The organism is Aquipseudomonas guryensis (assembly GCF_014164785.1).
GTDB lineage: Bacteria > Pseudomonadota > Gammaproteobacteria > Pseudomonadales > Pseudomonadaceae > Aquipseudomonas > Aquipseudomonas guryensis.
Genome location: NZ_JACJFN010000002.1, coordinates 214676 through 229213, shown reverse-complemented (window position 1 = coordinate 229213; position 14538 = coordinate 214676). Strand labels below are relative to the sequence as shown.

General features: G+C 67.5%; 18 protein-coding genes and 1 riboswitch. All 18 genes read right to left on the bottom strand.

Annotation, left to right across the window (positions count from 1 at the left end; translation table 11 throughout):
- Positions 1–6 precede the first annotated feature (6 nt).
- The 18 genes from H3H45_RS08785 to H3H45_RS08705 all read right to left on the bottom strand — a co-directional run bounded on the left by H3H45_RS08785 (position 7) and on the right by H3H45_RS08705 (position 14537).
- A complete protein-coding gene (locus H3H45_RS08785; RefSeq protein WP_182833359.1) occupies positions 7–558 on the bottom strand; it encodes a glutathione peroxidase in 552 nt (183 codons plus the stop codon).
- Between the two features lie 63 nt (positions 559–621).
- On the bottom strand, positions 622–744 hold the full coding sequence (locus H3H45_RS20285; RefSeq protein ID WP_268939316.1) for a hypothetical protein: 123 nt from the start codon (positions 742–744) through the stop codon (positions 622–624).
- Positions 741–1949: an MFS transporter gene (locus H3H45_RS08780; protein ID WP_182833358.1), complete on the bottom strand. Its 1209-nt coding sequence runs from the start codon at positions 1947–1949 to the stop codon at positions 741–743. Before H3H45_RS08780 ends, H3H45_RS20285 begins: the two co-directional genes overlap by 4 nt.
- 226 nt (positions 1950–2175) lie before the next feature.
- On the bottom strand, positions 2176–2919 hold the full coding sequence (locus tag H3H45_RS08775) for an adenosylcobinamide-GDP ribazoletransferase (protein ID WP_182833357.1): 744 nt from the start codon (positions 2917–2919) through the stop codon (positions 2176–2178).
- Positions 2920–2921: 2 nt separating this feature from the next.
- Positions 2922–3494 carry an alpha-ribazole phosphatase family protein gene (gene cobC, locus H3H45_RS08770; RefSeq protein WP_182833356.1) on the bottom strand — a complete coding sequence of 191 codons (573 nt, stop codon included), beginning with the start codon at positions 3492–3494 and terminating at the stop codon, positions 2922–2924.
- Positions 3494–4543, bottom strand: coding sequence for a nicotinate-nucleotide--dimethylbenzimidazole phosphoribosyltransferase (gene cobT / locus H3H45_RS08765; protein ID WP_182833355.1), 1050 nt, complete (start codon positions 4541–4543; stop codon positions 3494–3496). The genes cobC and cobT overlap by 1 nt, the downstream gene beginning before the upstream one ends.
- Positions 4540–5061, bottom strand: a complete 522-nt coding sequence (gene cobU, locus H3H45_RS08760; RefSeq protein ID WP_182833354.1) for a bifunctional adenosylcobinamide kinase/adenosylcobinamide-phosphate guanylyltransferase — start codon at positions 5059–5061, stop codon at positions 4540–4542. Before cobU ends, cobT begins: the two co-directional genes overlap by 4 nt.
- A 33-nt stretch (positions 5062–5094) precedes the next feature.
- Positions 5095–6546, bottom strand: a complete 1452-nt coding sequence (locus tag H3H45_RS08755) for a cobyric acid synthase (protein ID WP_182833353.1) — start codon at positions 6544–6546, stop codon at positions 5095–5097.
- Positions 6543–7526: a threonine-phosphate decarboxylase CobD gene (cobD, locus tag H3H45_RS08750; RefSeq protein WP_182833352.1), complete on the bottom strand. Its 984-nt coding sequence runs from the start codon at positions 7524–7526 to the stop codon at positions 6543–6545. The genes H3H45_RS08755 and cobD overlap by 4 nt, the downstream gene beginning before the upstream one ends.
- Positions 7519–8427, bottom strand: coding sequence for an adenosylcobinamide-phosphate synthase CbiB (gene cbiB, locus H3H45_RS08745; RefSeq protein WP_182833351.1), 909 nt, complete (start codon positions 8425–8427; stop codon positions 7519–7521). Before cbiB ends, cobD begins: the two co-directional genes overlap by 8 nt.
- Positions 8424–9074 (bottom strand): 5,6-dimethylbenzimidazole synthase, encoded by a 651-nt coding sequence (bluB, locus tag H3H45_RS08740; RefSeq protein WP_182833350.1) that lies wholly within the window; start codon positions 9072–9074, stop codon positions 8424–8426. Before bluB ends, cbiB begins: the two co-directional genes overlap by 4 nt.
- Positions 9071–10363, bottom strand: a complete 1293-nt coding sequence (locus tag H3H45_RS08735) for a cobyrinate a,c-diamide synthase (RefSeq protein ID WP_182833349.1) — start codon at positions 10361–10363, stop codon at positions 9071–9073. The genes bluB and H3H45_RS08735 overlap by 4 nt, the downstream gene beginning before the upstream one ends.
- Complete coding sequence (gene cobO / locus H3H45_RS08730; protein WP_182833348.1) at positions 10360–10971, bottom strand: cob(I)yrinic acid a,c-diamide adenosyltransferase; 612 nt, start codon at positions 10969–10971, stop codon at positions 10360–10362. Before cobO ends, H3H45_RS08735 begins: the two co-directional genes overlap by 4 nt.
- 149 nt (positions 10972–11120) lie before the next feature.
- A riboswitch (cobalamin riboswitch) is annotated at positions 11121–11338 on the bottom strand.
- A 22-nt stretch (positions 11339–11360) separates the two neighbouring features.
- The gene (locus tag H3H45_RS08725) at positions 11361–12023 is read right to left on the bottom strand and encodes an O-methyltransferase (protein WP_182833347.1); all 663 of its coding nucleotides are present in this window, start codon (positions 12021–12023) and stop codon (positions 11361–11363) included.
- Positions 12020–12541, bottom strand: a complete 522-nt coding sequence (locus H3H45_RS08720; protein WP_182833346.1) for a C40 family peptidase — start codon at positions 12539–12541, stop codon at positions 12020–12022. Before H3H45_RS08720 ends, H3H45_RS08725 begins: the two co-directional genes overlap by 4 nt.
- An 85-nt stretch (positions 12542–12626) precedes the next feature.
- Positions 12627–13232, bottom strand: a complete 606-nt coding sequence (locus H3H45_RS08715) for a C40 family peptidase (protein ID WP_182833345.1) — start codon at positions 13230–13232, stop codon at positions 12627–12629.
- A 69-nt stretch (positions 13233–13301) separates the two neighbouring features.
- A complete protein-coding gene (locus H3H45_RS08710; RefSeq protein ID WP_182833344.1) occupies positions 13302–14069 on the bottom strand; it encodes an NAD-dependent deacylase in 768 nt (255 codons plus the stop codon).
- Positions 14070–14183: 114 nt separating this feature from the next.
- Complete coding sequence (locus H3H45_RS08705; protein ID WP_182833343.1) at positions 14184–14537, bottom strand: VOC family protein; 354 nt, start codon at positions 14535–14537, stop codon at positions 14184–14186.
- Position 14538: the final 1 nt, after the last annotated feature.

Sequence of the window (14538 nt, the reverse complement as noted above, 5' to 3'; positions counted from 1 at the left end):
AGGTTCTCAGGGCTGGCTGGCAATCGCTTTTTCCACCGCCTCGATCAGCGCCGCATCATCCGGCTTGGTCAGGCTGGAGAAACTGGCAATCACCTTGCCGTCGCGCCCGACCACGTACTTGTAGAAGTTCCAACGCGGCGCACTGGTCTGCCCGGCCAGTTCGCGGAACAGCGGGATGGCATCATCACCGCTGATCACCTGCGGCTCGCTCATGGCGAAGGTCACGCCGTAGTTGACGAAGCACACCTTGGCGGTGTCCTCGCTGTTGTCCGCTTCCTGCTTGAAGTCATCGGAAGGCACGCCGAGCACTTCCAGGCCCTGCTCCTTGTAGCGCTGGTACAGCGCCTCCAGGCCCTTGAACTGCGGGGTGAAGCCACAATTGCTGGCGGTGTTGACCACCACCAGCGGCTTGCCGGCAAAACGCTGACACAGATCGATACGCTCCTTGGAGCGCAATTGCTGCAGCTCGCCCTGCAACATCGGCGGGCATTCGGCCGCCAGCAGCGACCCGCTGAACAGCCCGACCAGCAAGGCCAGAGCACTACGCGACATGAGCATGATGACAACCTCTCAACTGAATCCAGAGGCAACGCTACTCGCCTTGCCGGCGCGCGGCAACGCTTAGCACAGGCCCATGCCCAGCTGCAGCGCGGCCAGGCCGACCTGCTGCCAGCCCCACCAGGCCAGCAGCAATAACCCGGCAATACCCAGCACGCCGAGCAGCGCCGTAGCGCGTGTGCTCATGCAACGCCTCCCGCCGCCTGCAGGCGCGCCACCGGCTGCTCGCGCACTGGCCAGTTGAGCGCCGCGGCGAGCAGGCCGAGGGCAATGGAGATCTGCCAGACCAGGTCGTAGCTGCCGGTGTGATCGTACAGGTAGCCACCCAGCCAGCCGCCGAGGAAGGCGCCGAGCTGGTGGAAGAGGAAGACGATGCCACCCAGCATCGACAGGTTGCGCACGCCGAACAGGGTGGCCACGGTGCCATTGGTCAGCGGCACGGTGGACAGCCACAGCAGGCCCATGGCGATGCCGAAAGCGTAGGCGCTCCACGCACTCAGCGGCGTGTAAAAGAAGGCCACGATCACCACCGTGCGCGCCAGGTACAGGGCGGTCAGCAGGCGCGGCTTGGACAGCCGGCCACCGAGCCAACCGGCGATATAGGTGCCGAACACGTTGAACAGGCCGACCAGCGCCAGCACCGTGGTGCCCACCGTGGCCGGTAGGTGCTGGTCGACCAGATAGGCCGGCAGGTGCACACCGATGAACACCACCTGGAAACCGCAGACGAAGAAGCCCAGCGCCAGTAGCCAGAAGCCGGAGTGCCCGCAGGCCTCGCGCAGCGCCTCGCCCAGGCTCTGCTCGGCGCCCAGCGAAGGCAGCGGCTGGTCGCGCACCAGCAGGGCCAGCGGTACGATCAACGCCACCAGCAGCCCCAGCGCCAGCAGCGCGGCGGACCAGCCCAGCCAGCCGATCAGACCGAGCGAGCCCGGCAGCATGGCGAACTGGCCGAAGGAGCCGGCCGCCGCCGCGATACCCATGGCCATGCTGCGTTTCTCCACCGACACGGCGCGGCCGACCACGCCCAGCAGCACCGAGAAGGAGGTGCCGGACAGGCCGATACCGATCAGCAACCCGGCACTCAGCGACAACGACGCAGCCGAGTCGGCATAGCCCATCAACAATAGGCCGGCGGCATACAGCAGGCCGCCGACGGCGATCACCCGGCGTGCGCCAAAGCGGTCGGCGATGGCCCCGGTCACCGGCTGCGCCAGACCCCAGATCAGGTTCTGCAAGGCGATGGCGAAGGCGAACACCTCACGCCCCCAGCCAAACTCGCTGCTCATGGGCGTGAGGAACAGGCCGAAGCCATGGCGGATGCCCAGCGACAGCGCCAGGATCAGCGATGCTCCGAGCAACACCCAGCCGCTGGTACGCCATACGGAAGTCATGCTTGATCCTTGTGGACGGGGAGTCCCGCCGGTGCGCGAAATAGAAAGCTCGCCAGTGCGTCTAGCAACCGTTACAAAACCCGGCAGGCGCATGCCGGCGGCAAGATCCAGGCTGTATATACCGGCAGGACGCAGCACGCCAAACACAGCTAAGCACTAAACCGGCAGCACAGTTGTAGAGAGCGCCGTGTGTTCAGCCGGGGGACATAAGTAACACCCAGCCCCCTCAAGCCAGGGCGAGCGCCAAACTCAGCAAAACCGCACACTCGGCCAGCTCCAGCAGCGCCCCGGCGGTATCACCGGTGGTGCCGCCCAGTCGGGCGAGCAAGGCGCGGCGCAGCAGGAAGAAAGCCAGCAGCGCAGCGCCGATGGCCAACAGCCCAGCCCAACCACAAAGCAGCATGGCCAGCGCATTGCCGGCCAGTACCACGGGCAGTTGCTGGCGCGGCAGGTGCTCGCTGAGCGCCTGGCCCAGGCCGCCGGCGCGCACATAGGGCGTGGTGAGCAGCAGCAGCGGCAACAGCCAACGCCCCAGCCACGGCGTCAGCACTAGCGCACTCCATTGCCCGGCCTGCAGCAGCGCGACCAGGGCGGTGAACTTGAGCAACAGCAGCAGCACCAGCACCACCACGGCGATCGGCCCGCTGCGCGGGTCTTTCATGATCGTCAGGGTGCGCTCGCGGTCGCCATAGCCACCGACCCAGGCATCCGCCGTGTCAGCCAGACCGTCGAGGTGCAGGCCGCCGCTCAGGCCGACCCACAGCGCCAGCAGCAGCGCCGCCTGCAGCAAGACTGGCGCGCCGCTCAGGAGCAGCTGCGCCAGCCACAACAGGCCGCCGAGCAGCAGCCCGACCGCCGGATACCACAGCAGCGAACGGCCCAGCTGCTGGGGGGTCGGCATGCCCGCCAGGCTCACCGGCAGGCGGGTGAGGAACTGCAAGGCAATCAGCAGCGGCTCGGCCAGGCGCATGCTCAGGCTTCGCGCAGGCTCAGGTCGGCCGCGACCTGCAGGCGATGCAGCGCGGCATGGCAGACCTCGACCTGCAGCAACTGCTGCTGCGGCAGGCCGCGGGCCTGGGCCAGCAGCAGGCGCATCACCCCGCCGTGGGTCACCAGCAGCACGCGCTGGCCAGCCAGTTCCTGCTGCAGACGCTCGATGGCGGCCATCACCCGTGCGGCGAAGTCGCGCACCGGCTCGGCATTCGGCGGGGTGAAGTTGAACGGATCGTTCCAGAAGCTGCCCAGCGCTTCGGTGTCTTCGAGAAGGATTTCCGCGGCATTGCGCCCTTCCCAGTCGCCGAAGTGCAGCTCGCGCAGATCGGCCTCGATTCGCAACGGCAAACCCTTGGCCTCGGCCAACTGGCGGGCGAAAGCCTCGCAGCGCTGCAGCGGTGAGCTGATGATCAGGTCCCAGCCGCCCTGTTCGGCCAGGGTCGCGTGCATCTGCTGCCAGCCGCGCTCGCTGAGAGCATCGTCCAGGCTGCCACGAAAACCGTTGCCTCCGGTGGTCTCACCGTGGCGCAAAAGATCCAGCTGCAAACTCATCAACCATGCTCCTGTACTGCTGCTTCAGAAAAAGTCGCCATCTGCCCGTGCAGCGCGCACGCCAAGCGCAACAGCGGCACCGCCAGCGCCGCGCCACTGCCCTCGCCCAGGCGCAGGCCCAGTTGTAGCAAGGGTGTGGCCTCCAGGGCGGCGAGCACATGGCGATGGCCCGGCTCGGCGCCGCTGTGGCTGAACAACAGCCAGTCGGCCACGCCCGGGTTGAGGCGCACCGCCAGCAGGGCCGCGACGCTGCAGATAAAACCATCGACCAGCACGCTGACGCCCTGCTGCGCGCAGGCCAGGTAAGCACCGGTCAGCGCGGCGATCTCCAGGCCGCCCAGGCGCTGCAGGCAATCCAGCGGCGCGCGGGCCTGACCGTGCAGGGCCAGGGCAGATTCGACGGCGCGGATCTTACGCGCCATACCGGCGCTGTCCAGCCCGGTGCCGGGGCCGACCAGCTCGCTCAGCTGCTTGTCCAGCAGCGCGCAGGCCAGCGCGCTGGCCGCCGTGGTGTTGCCGATGCCCATCTCGCCGCCGATGAACAGCTGGCAGCCGGCAACCGCGGCGCGCTCGGCCACCGCACGGCCGACCTGCAGCGCGGCCAGGCACAGTTCGCCGCTCATCGCCGGCGCTTGGGTGAAATTGGCCGTGCCCGGCGCCAGTTGATGCTGGCAGACCCCGGCCATGGCCGGCGCCGGCTCGACCGTGCCGAGGTTGTGCACTTCCAGGGTCGCGCCCAGCTGGCGGGCCAGCACGCTGATCGCCGCGCCACCGCCGGCGAAGTTGCCGAGCATCTGCACGGTCACCGCCTGCGGATAGGCCGACACGCCTTCGGCGACCACCCCATGATCGCCGGCGAAGATGCTGATACACACCCGCTCCAGCTCGGGACGCACGCGCCCCTGCTGGGCGGCCAGACGTACCGCCAGCGGCTCCAACTGGCCGAGGGCGCCGGCCGGCTTGGTCAGCTCGGCCTGGCGCTGCAGGGCCTGGACGGCCACCTGCGGGTCGAGCGGTCGGCAGCTCGCCTGCCACCAGAATGCACTCACAGGCGTTCTCCTTTCAGGATCATGGGCAGCCCGGCGACGGTGAACACCACCCGCTGGCTACGTTCGGCCAGGGCCTGGTGCAACCAGCCGGCCTCGTCGACATAACGCCGGGTCAGCTCGCCCAACGGAACCACGCCGAGGCCGGTTTCGTTGCTGACCAGAATGATCCGTCCCGATAACCCGGCCAGGCATTCCAGTAGCGCCGTGCGTTCGGCCTGCAGACGTGTTTCGTCGTCCAGCATCAGCAGGTTGGTCAGCCACAGGGTCAGGCAGTCGACCAGCAGGCAACGCCCTTCGCCCGCCTGCTCACGCAGCACCCGGGCCAGCTCCAGCGGTTCCTCGACCAGCGCCCAGCCGGCCGGGCGCCGCACCCGGTGCTGATGGATGCGCTCGCTCATCTCGCCGTCCAGCGCCTGGCTGGTGGCGATATAGGTCACCGCCAGGCCGGATTCACCAGCCAGCCTCTCGGCCAGGCGGCTCTTGCCGGAACGGGCGCCGCCCAAGATCAGTTCAAGCATGTTTGCCTCATTCAGGGGTTCTGCCAGTGCAGGCTACAGGCCACACAGCTCGCGCAATTTACCGGTATCCAGATGCGCCTCGACCAGATCGGCCAGGCGCTCGATATCGCGTTCGCGCAGGGCATGGTAGTCCACCGTCTGCACCTCGCGCAGGCCGGCCCAACGCAGCAGCGCGCCACAGGCCTCGCTCGATTCGAACAGGCCATGCAGGTAAGTGCCGAGCACCTGGCCATCGGCGCTCATGCCGCCATCCGGGCGACCGTCATCGAGCTGCACCGCGCCGTTCAACCCGGCGCCCGTGCTGACGCCGGCGTGGATCTCGTAGCCGCTTACCACCGCCTGCTCCAGGCACAACCGGCCCTGCACATTGCGCAGCTGCTTCTCTGGTTCCAGCACGGTGGCGAAGTCCAGCAGACCGAGGCCGGCGCTGCTACCGGGCGCGCCTTCCAGGCCATGAGGATCGTCGATCTGCGTGCCGAGCATCTGCAGGCCGCCGCAGATGCCAAGCAGCTTGCCGCCGTAACGCAGGTGACGGTCGATGACCACCGCCCAGCCCTGCTCACGGAGGAAGGCCAGGTCGGCGCGCACGCTTTTCGAGCCGGGCAGGATGATCAGGTCAGCCGGCGGGATGGCCTGGCCGGGGCCGATGAACTGCAGGTCGACCTGCGGGTGCAGGCGCAGCGGATCGAAGTCGGTGTGGTTGCTGATGCGCGGCAGCACCGGCACCACCACCTTGAGCTGTGGCCCGGCCTGGGTCACCTGGCGAGTTGCCACCGCGTCTTCGGCTTCCAGGTGGAAATCCATCAGGTACGGCAGCACGCCGAGCACCGGCTTGCCGGTGCGCTGCTCCAGCCAGTCCAGGCCCGGCTGCAGCAGGCTGAGGTCGCCACGGAAACGGTTGATCACAAAGCCCTGCACCCGCGCCTGCTCCGATGCGCTGAGCAATTCGAGAGTGCCGACCAGATGGGCAAACACGCCGCCCTTGTCGATATCGGCGATCAGGATCACCGGGCAATCCACCGCCTCGGCGAAGCCCATGTTGGCGATGTCGCCGGCGCGCAGGTTGATCTCCGCCGGCGAACCGGCGCCCTCGACCATCACCACCGGATACTGCGCACTGAGGCGTTGGTGGGATTCCAGCACGGCGGCGCGCGCGGTCTGCTTGTAGTCGTGGTAGGCCACCGCGTGCATGTTGCCGATCGCCCGGCCTTGGATGATCACCTGGGCGCCGGTGTCGCTGTTGGGCTTGAGTAGCACCGGGTTCATATCGGTGTGCGGCGCCAAGCCGGCAGCCTGGGCCTGCACCGCCTGGGCGCGGCCGATCTCGCCACCATCAGCCGTCACCGCGCTGTTGAGCGCCATATTTTGCGGTTTGAACGGCACCACGCTTACGCCCTGGCGCTTGAGCCAGCGGCACAGGGCGGTCACCAGGGTGCTCTTGCCGGCATCGGAGGTGGTGCCCTGCACCATCAAGGTGGCGGTCATCGCGGCATCTCCTGCAGGGCCTGCTCCAGCCGTTGCCAGCCGGCCTCGTCGGCGGTCAGGCCGAAGCGTAGGCAGCGCGTTTCAGCAAACAGACGTATGAGGATGCCGCGACGGGCGAAATAACCGTGCAGGCCCACCGCATGCTGATGAGCAACCAGCTGGAACAGCGCGGTACCGCCCGCCGGCGCAAGGCCATGGGCACTGAGCAGCACGGCCAGGCGCAGACCGTCGGCCTGCAGGCGCTCGCGCTGGGTCAGCTGGCCGGCGCCGTCCTGCAGGATGGCGGTGGCGACCGCCCGCGTCGGGCCACTGATGGTCCAGGGACCGAGGCGCTCGGCCAGGCGCCCCAGCAGCGCCGGTTCGGCCAGGACGAAACCCAGGCGGATGCCGGCCAGGCCGAAGAACTTGCCGAACGAGCGCAGCACGATCAGCCCCGGCAACTGGCTGAAGGCCGCCAGACTGTGCTCAGGGGTGCAGTCGATGAACGCCTCGTCCACCACCAGCCAGCCGCCGCGCTCGGCCAGGCGGGCATGCCAGTCGAGCAGCTGCTGTGGCGCGAGCAGCCGCCCGGTCGGGTTGTTGGGGTTGATCAGTAGCAGCACATCCAGGCGCTCCAGGGCGCGGCCCACCGCACCTTCGCCGAGTTCAGTGACCTGATGCCCCTCGCGGCGCCAGGCCTCGGCATGTTCGGCATAGGCCGGCGACACGATCCCCACCCGCCCCTGCCGACGCAGCTGCGGCAGGGCCTGGATCGCCGCCTGGGAACCGGCCACCGGCAGCAAGGCAGGCACGCCGTAGTAATCACGCGCCGCCGCCTCCAGGCCATCGTCCGGCTCGGGCAGGCGGCTCCAGGCCGTCGCTGGAATCATCGGCAGCGGCCAGCCATAGGGCGCGATGCCGGTGGACAGGTCGAGCCAGTCGGCCAGGGCGATGCCATAGCGCTGCGCCGCCGCACGCAGGCGGCCACCATGTTCAAGCAAGGTAAAGACTCCCGATCAGCAACAGTGCCAGCCACAGCAGCACGCCGCCATTGACCAGATTGAGCGCCCGTTCGATATCCCGCGCCCGCGCCGCCGGACCCGCCCCCAGCACCGGGCGCACATGCAGTTCGCCTTGGTAGGTCGCCGCGCCGCCCAGGCTCACGCCGAGGGCGCCGGCACCGGCGGCCATCACCGGGCCGGCGTTGGGGCTATCCCACTGCGGCGCCTGCTGCTGCCAGCAGCGCAGGGCCAGGGCGGTCTTGCCGAGCAGTGCATAGGTCAGCGCCACCAGGCGCGCGGGGATGTAGTTGAGGCCATCGTCGATCTTCGCCGCAGCCCAGCCAAAGCGTTCGAAGCGCTCGTTGCGGTAGCCCCACATGGCGTCCAGGGTGTTGCTCAGGCGGTACAGCACCACGCCTGGCGCACCGGCGACGAGGAACCAGAACAGCGCGGCAAACACCGCGTCCGAGCCGTTCTCCAGCACCGACTCGGTGCCGGCGCGGGCCACACCCTCGCTGTCCAGCTCGGCGGTCTGCCGGCTAACCATATAGCCCACCCGCTTGCGTGCCTCGGGCAGATCGCCCAGGCGCAGCGCCTGGGCCACCGGCAGCGCGTGCTCGCCGAGGCTGCGCAGGCCGAGGGCGGCGTACAGGGTCAGCACCCCCACCAGCCAGCCGAGATAGGGCAGGCGCGCCAGCAGTAAACTGAGCAGGGTCAGCGGCAATACCGCCAGGCACCAACCGGTAACACCGTGACTGCGCCAGCCGTGGCCACCACTATTGAGGCGTTGCTCGATGCGTTGCGCCAGGCCGCCGAAGGCCACCAGCGGATGCCAGCGTTTGGGCTCGCCGAGCAGGCCGTCCAGGGTGACTCCGACCAGGGTGGCCAGCAGCAGGCTCATGCGTGCTGCCCCCAGCTGTCGGTGAACAGCAGATCCTGCAGCGGTCGCGGCGTGGCCCAGCCTTCCTGCACCAGCATCGGCTCACGGTAGAACTCGGTGACCGGGCCCAGACAGAGGATCGCCAGCGGCTTGCTGCCGGCCGGCATGTGCAGCAGTTCGGCCAACGCCTGCGGCTCGAACAGCGAGACCCAACCGAGGCCTAGGCCTTCGGCGCGCGAGGCCAGCCAGAGGTTCTGGATGGCGCAGGCAAGGGAGGCCAGGTCCATTTCCGGCAGGGTGCGGCGGCCGAAGATGTGTTTCTCGCGCTGATCCATCAACGCCACCACCAGCAGCTCGGCGCAATCGCGGATGCCTTCGACCTTGAGTCGCATGAACTCGTCGCTGCGCTCGCCCAGGGCCTCGGCAGTGCGCACCCGCTCGGCCTCGACCTGACCATGGATGGCCTCGCGCAGCTCGGGGCGGGTGATGCGGATAAAGCGCCAGGGCTGCATCAGGCCGACGCTGGGCGCCTGGTGCGCCGCTTCGAGCAGGCGCGCGAGCAGCTCCGGCGCCACCGTGCCACCAGCGAAGTGGCGCATGTCGCGACGCTCGGCAATCGCCCGGTACACCGCGGCACGTTCGGCGGAACTGAAAGCATGATCGGTCATGGCAACAGCAACCCGGCAGCGGCCTGCGGGTTGGACGGCAGGTAGAAGTGGATATAGGAGGCCGTCAGCCGGCCCAGGCGATAGACCGCCTCGCTGGCCGGGCGCTGGTTCGGGCTGCTGCCACGCGCCAGCGGCTCGACAGGCGAGTCGAGCTGCGAGTGATGGTAAGTGTGGCCACGCAGCAGACCTTCCGGCAGCGCTACCTGCTGCAGGCCGAGGGCCGCCATGCGTGGCTGCATCTGTGCGTGGCCGGGCAGCAGGCCGAGCAATTCGGCACTCTGCCCGACCTTGTCGGTCAGGCGATCGAGCAGGTAGAGCATGCCGCCGCACTCGGCGAGGATCGGCTTACCGGCGGCCTGATGCACATGGATCGCCTCGCGCATCGCCAGGTTATCGGCCAGTTGCTGCAGGTGCAGCTCCGGGTAGCCGCCGGGCAGGTAGAGGCTGTCCACCTCCGGCAACTGGCGCTCGCTGAGCGGCGAGAAGAAGCACAGCTCGGCGCCGAGCCGGCGCAGCAGGTCGAGGTTGGCCTGGTAGAGGAAGGCGAACGCGGTATCGCGGGCCACGCCGATACGCACGCCGGCCAGCAGCGGCTCGATCGATTCGCCCACGGGCGCGGCGAAGCGCACCGGGTCCGGCAGGGCATCGCCGGCACTGGCCAGCAGCGCATCGGCCGCAGCGTCCAGGCGGCTATCCAGGTCGGCCAGCTCCTCGGCCTGGACCAGGCCCAGGTGGCGGCTGGGCAGCTCCACTGCAGCGCTGCGCGGCAAGGCGCCATACCAGCGGATCGCCGGCGGCAGGCTGTCACGCAGGATCTCGCCGTGCCGCACACTGCCGGTGCGATTGGCCAGCACCCCGGCGAACGGCAGATTGTGCTGGAAGTTGGCCAGGCCATAGGCCAGGGCGCCGAAGGTCTGGGCCATGGCGCTGCCATCGATCACCCCCAGCACCGGCACCTGGAAGCGCCGCGCCAGGTCGGCGGCCGAGGGGCTGCCGTCGAACAGGCCCATCACCCCTTCGATGAGGATCAGATCCGCCTCGCCCGCCGCCTCCCAGAGCAGGCGTCGGCAGTCGTCCTCACCGACCATCCACAGGTCGAGCTGGTACACCGCCTGGCCCGAGGCACGGGCGAGGATCATCGGATCGAGAAAGTCCGGCCCACACTTGAACACCCGCACGCGCTTGCCGGCCCGCGTATGCAGGCGCGCCAGGGCGGCGGTGACGGTGGTCTTGCCCTGGCCGGAAGCCGGGGCGGCGATCAGCAGGGCCGGGCAGCTGCGTGGATTCAAAACTCAATACCCTTCTGCGCCTTCACCCCGGCCTTGAAGGCATGCTTGACCAGACTCATCTCGGTGACTGTATCCGCCGCCTCGATCATCCCCGGCAGCGCGCCACGACCGGTCACCACCACATGTTGCAGCAGCGGCCGCGCCTCGATGTCGGCAAGCACCGCGTCCAGCTCCAGGTAGCCGTGCTTGAGGGCGATATTCAGCTCGTCGAGTACCATCAGGCCGATCTGCGGGTCATTCAGCAGTTGCCTCGCCACCGCCCAGGCCTCACCGGCCTTGTCGATGTCACGCTGGCGGTCCTGGGTTTCCCAGGTGAAGCCCTCACCCATCACGTGGTAGCTGACTTCCTCAGGAAAGCGGCGGAAGAAGGCTTCCTCGCCGGTGCTGGCGGCGCCCTTGATGAACTGCACCACGCCGACCTTGATGCCATGACCGAGCGCGCGGGCGACCATGCCGAAGGCCGAGCTGCTCTTGCCCTTGCCGTTACCGCTGTGCACCAGCAGCAGGCCGTATTCATCCTGGGCCTGGGCGATTTTTTCATCGATCAGCGCTTTCTTGCGCTGCATGCGCGCCTTGTGGCGTTCGTCGCGCGCGGCGGACTCGCTCATCTACAACTCCTCGCGACCAACTGCGGCGCGGCAAAGCAGCAGCACCACGACCTTCAACAGGCGCGGCGCCGATAAAGAAAACAGAGGCAGCAGGAGGACAACACGCGGGGAGGCCGAGCAGGCCCACCCACTCGCAAAGCCCGCCGCAATGCCGTGGATCGCTTCAGGCCGGTCTCCGGGCTTGTGAGCGGAGCCTCTGGGCTCCGAGATCGCGCCTTCCCATGCCAAGCACAGTGACTGAATGCGATCGTTGACTCACCTACCGTTGCGGGGGCAGCGCCGGATTTTTCGCGAGCGAATGTACCGGCTTCCCTGTTTCACCCCGTGGACGCGTCGCGACCGGGGCACCTGTAGCAAGGGGCGCAGGGTAGAAGGTTGGGGATGGAGCGTCAACGCTTGCGGCAGAGGGTCAGGCCGTCGCCCAGCGGCAGCAGCGACAGATCGACACGCCGGTCGCGCCTGAGGGTGCGATTGAGCGCCTGGATCGCGCGGGTGTCGGCGCTGTCCGGGTTCTGTTCGAGCACCCGGCCGCTCCACAGCACGTTGTCGAACAGGATCAGCCCGCCCTGGCGCGCCAGCACCAGAGCATGTTCCAGGTACACCGGGTAGTTGGCCTTGTCGGCATCGATGAAGATCAGGTCGAAGCTTTCGCCCTGCCCGCCGCGCTCCAGCGCATTGAGGGTTTCCAGGGCTGGCGCCAGGCGCAGGTCGATGCGTTCCAGCAGGCCGGCTTCATACCAATAGCGACGAGCGATGGCGTTGTAGTCGCCAGGCAGGTCGCAGCAGATCAGTTGGCCGGCGGCCGGCATGGCGGCGGCCATGCACAGGGTGCTGTAGCCGGTGAAGGTGCCGATCTCGAGGATGCGTTTGGCCCCCGTCAGCTGCACCAGCAGCGCCATGAACTGGCCTTGCTCGGGGGCGATCTGCCAGTGCGCGTTGGTCAGTTGTGCCGTCTCGTCACGCAGGCGCTTGAGCAGCGGAGTCTCGCGCAAGGAAACATCCAGCAGGTACTGGTAGAGGTTGTCGTCGAGGTTCAGCGTGCGGTTGGTCATGGCTGGCGCGCCAGTTGCGCCGGCGCCAGCACGCGCTTGGCGCTGAGGTAGGTCTTCTGCCAGTAGGCCGTGCTCAGGGTGTCCAGGCGCACCGTGCCGCCACTGGACGGCGCATGGACGAAACGCCCTTCACCGACATAGATGCCGGCATGGCTGACCTGGCCGCCGCCATTGGTGGCGAAGAACACCAGGTCACCGCTCTGCAGGGCATTGCGGCTGACTGTCGGCGCACGCAGGTTGATCATCTCGCGGGTCGAGCGCGGCAGCTGGATGCCGGCCGAGTTGCGGTACACATAGCCGATCAGGCCGCTGCAGTCGAAGCCGCTGTCCGGGGTGTTACCGCCATAGCGATAAGGCGTGCCAACCAGGCCGATGGCACTCATCAGCACATCATCGGCAGTTTCGTTGCCCACGATGGGGAAAGGGTCGACGGGGTAATCAGGAGAGGGCGAGTTGCCGGCGCAAGCGGTGAGCAGCGCGGCGAGGGCTAGCAGGGCGAAGCGAGCCGTTACATGCATGGCGGGCGATCCTGGCCGGAATGCGCCCTACTCTGCCGCGTGCCGGGCACAGAGGCAAGCCCTGCACCCTTGTGCCCATAGAGGCTTAACGGTGAACCGAGCTCTCGGTCTGCAGCTGCGGGGCCAGTGCCAGAGCGCGCTTGGCTTCCATGTAGCTGCGATTCCAGTAGCTGTCGTCCAGGCTGTCGATGCGTACGCCACCGCTGCGGCTGCTGCTGGAGTGGATGAACTGGTCATCGCCCAGATAGATGCCGGCATGGCTGACGCGGCCACGGCCACGGTTGTTGAAGAAGATGATGTCACCCGGCTCCAGCTCTTCGCGAGCCACCAGTGGGGCATCCAGGTTGATCATTTCACGGGTGGAGCGCGGCAGCTGCATACCGGCTTCTTCACGGAACAGGAAACCGATGAAACCGCTGCAGTCGAAGCCGGTTTTCACCGAGGTGCCGCCGAAACGGTACTTGGTGCCGACCAGGGACAGACCCTGACTGAGGATGCTGTCTGCCAGCTGGGGCAGTGCATAGGGTTTGTCGTCGGTGATGTCGGCCATCATCTGCTCGTCGCTGATGTACTCGACGGGTTCTGGCTCGACCGCTACCTGCTCGATCGGCGGGTGCGCAACCTGACCGGCACAAGCCGCCAGGAGACTAATCAGTGCAAGAGGCACGAGGGGTGCGAAGCGCTTTAGCATGGGCACGACCGTGTTTGTCTGGTTTTTATAAGGGGGCGACTATGCCGCCTGAAGGCTGAGATTGCAAATTCAATGCCCAGAAATGTGACTTAGTAGTTTCGGGAAAACATCTAACGCCCTTCCTGACAGACGGACATCCACCCAGCCACTGAGGTCGGTTGTCGCCGGGTTCACTTCCACGGTGAAACCCCCATTCCTGCGGGCTTGCGCCACCGGCTCGACGATGTAGGGGAAGCTCGCCGTGGTGCCCACCACCAGCACCACCTCAAAGCCCTTGCGCACCTGGTCGTAAAGCCGACCAATGGCATCCTCGGGCAGCATTTCCTCGAACAGCACCACCGGTGGGCGCAGGATGCCCGCGCATTGTGCACAGCGCGGCGGCAGTGGTCGCTGTAGATGCTCGGCCAGCTCGGGGTCTTCGGCGCCGCAGGACTGGCAATACAGCGGCGCCAGCTGGCCATGGATCTCGATCAGGCGTTCCGCTGGCGAGCCGGCCTGGCGGTGATAGCCGTCGATGTTCTGCGTCAGCACCCAGCAACCGGGTTTGCGCCGCTGCAGCTCGGCGATCGCCGCATGCCCGGCATTCGGTTGCGCGCCCAGGCAAGCCTTGCCCAGCTCGGCCAAGTACTTCCAGCACAACGCCGGGTCACGCTGCAGCATCGGCCCGGACAGCGCCGCCTCGATCGGCAGGCCTTCCGGGGTGAGAGCGTTGTACAGGCCACCGAGGCCGCGATAGGTCGGCAACCCCGAGTCTGCAGACAGGCCGGCGCCGGTGATAATCAGAATGCGCTCGGCCCTTTCGATGGCCTGGGCGACACGGATGAGGTCCTGCTGCATCACACTCTCCTGATGAGCCTGTCGATTGCATAGCGGGTGCGTCCAGCGACTCCTGGTGCGTTTGGCGCAGCTAGCGAGTAGCCCGAACCACTCGCAATGAGCCCCCTGCTCCGCTCAGTGCTCGGACCAGACTGCCAGCTCGTTGCCATTCGGATCGGCGAACTGGAATCGGCGGCCACCGGGGAAGCTGAAGATATCCTTGACGATGCACCCACCACCCTCGCGCACCCGCGCCAGCACGGCTTCCAGGTCATCGGCGTAAAGCACCACCAGCACCGAGCCATTGGCAGTGGTGGCATTCAGGTTGGCCTGGTAGAAACCGCCGTCCAGGCGCCCGTCATTGAAGGCGCAATACTCCGGCCCGTAGTCGACGAACTGCCAGCCGAACACGCTGCTGTAGAACGCCTTGGCCAGCTGCAGATCCCTGGCGGGCAACTCGATGTAGTCGATCTTGCGGTCTGCGGGCATG

Bases quoted from the DNA above. Each gene is read 5' to 3' on its own strand.
- H3H45_RS08785 (WP_182833359.1), bottom strand. From the start codon at position 558: ATGCTCATGTCGCGTAGTGCTCTGGCCTTGCTGGTCGGGCTGTTCAGC.
- H3H45_RS20285 (WP_268939316.1), bottom strand. From the start codon at position 744: ATGAGCACACGCGCTACGGCGCTGCTCGGCGTGCTGGGTATTGCCGGG.
- H3H45_RS08780 (WP_182833358.1), bottom strand. From the start codon at position 1,949: ATGACTTCCGTATGGCGTACCAGCGGCTGGGTGTTGCTCGGAGCATCG.
- H3H45_RS08775 (WP_182833357.1), bottom strand. From the start codon at position 2,919: ATGCGCCTGGCCGAGCCGCTGCTGATTGCCTTGCAGTTCCTCACCCGC.
- cobC (WP_182833356.1), bottom strand. From the start codon at position 3,494: ATGAGTTTGCAGCTGGATCTTTTGCGCCACGGTGAGACCACCGGAGGC.
- cobU (WP_182833354.1), bottom strand. From the start codon at position 5,061: ATGCTTGAACTGATCTTGGGCGGCGCCCGTTCCGGCAAGAGCCGCCTG.
- H3H45_RS08755 (WP_182833353.1), bottom strand. From the start codon at position 6,546: ATGACCGCCACCTTGATGGTGCAGGGCACCACCTCCGATGCCGGCAAG.
- cbiB (WP_182833351.1), bottom strand. From the start codon at position 8,427: ATGAGCCTGCTGCTGGCCACCCTGGTCGGAGTCACCCTGGACGGCCTG.
- bluB (WP_182833350.1), bottom strand. From the start codon at position 9,074: ATGACCGATCATGCTTTCAGTTCCGCCGAACGTGCCGCGGTGTACCGG.
- cobO (WP_182833348.1), bottom strand. From the start codon at position 10,971: ATGAGCGAGTCCGCCGCGCGCGACGAACGCCACAAGGCGCGCATGCAG.
- H3H45_RS08725 (WP_182833347.1), bottom strand. From the start codon at position 12,023: ATGACCAACCGCACGCTGAACCTCGACGACAACCTCTACCAGTACCTG.
- H3H45_RS08720 (WP_182833346.1), bottom strand. From the start codon at position 12,541: ATGCATGTAACGGCTCGCTTCGCCCTGCTAGCCCTCGCCGCGCTGCTC.
- H3H45_RS08715 (WP_182833345.1), bottom strand. From the start codon at position 13,232: ATGCTAAAGCGCTTCGCACCCCTCGTGCCTCTTGCACTGATTAGTCTC.
- H3H45_RS08710 (WP_182833344.1), bottom strand. From the start codon at position 14,069: ATGCAGCAGGACCTCATCCGTGTCGCCCAGGCCATCGAAAGGGCCGAG.
- H3H45_RS08705 (WP_182833343.1), bottom strand. From the start codon at position 14,537: ATGCCCGCAGACCGCAAGATCGACTACATCGAGTTGCCCGCCAGGGAT.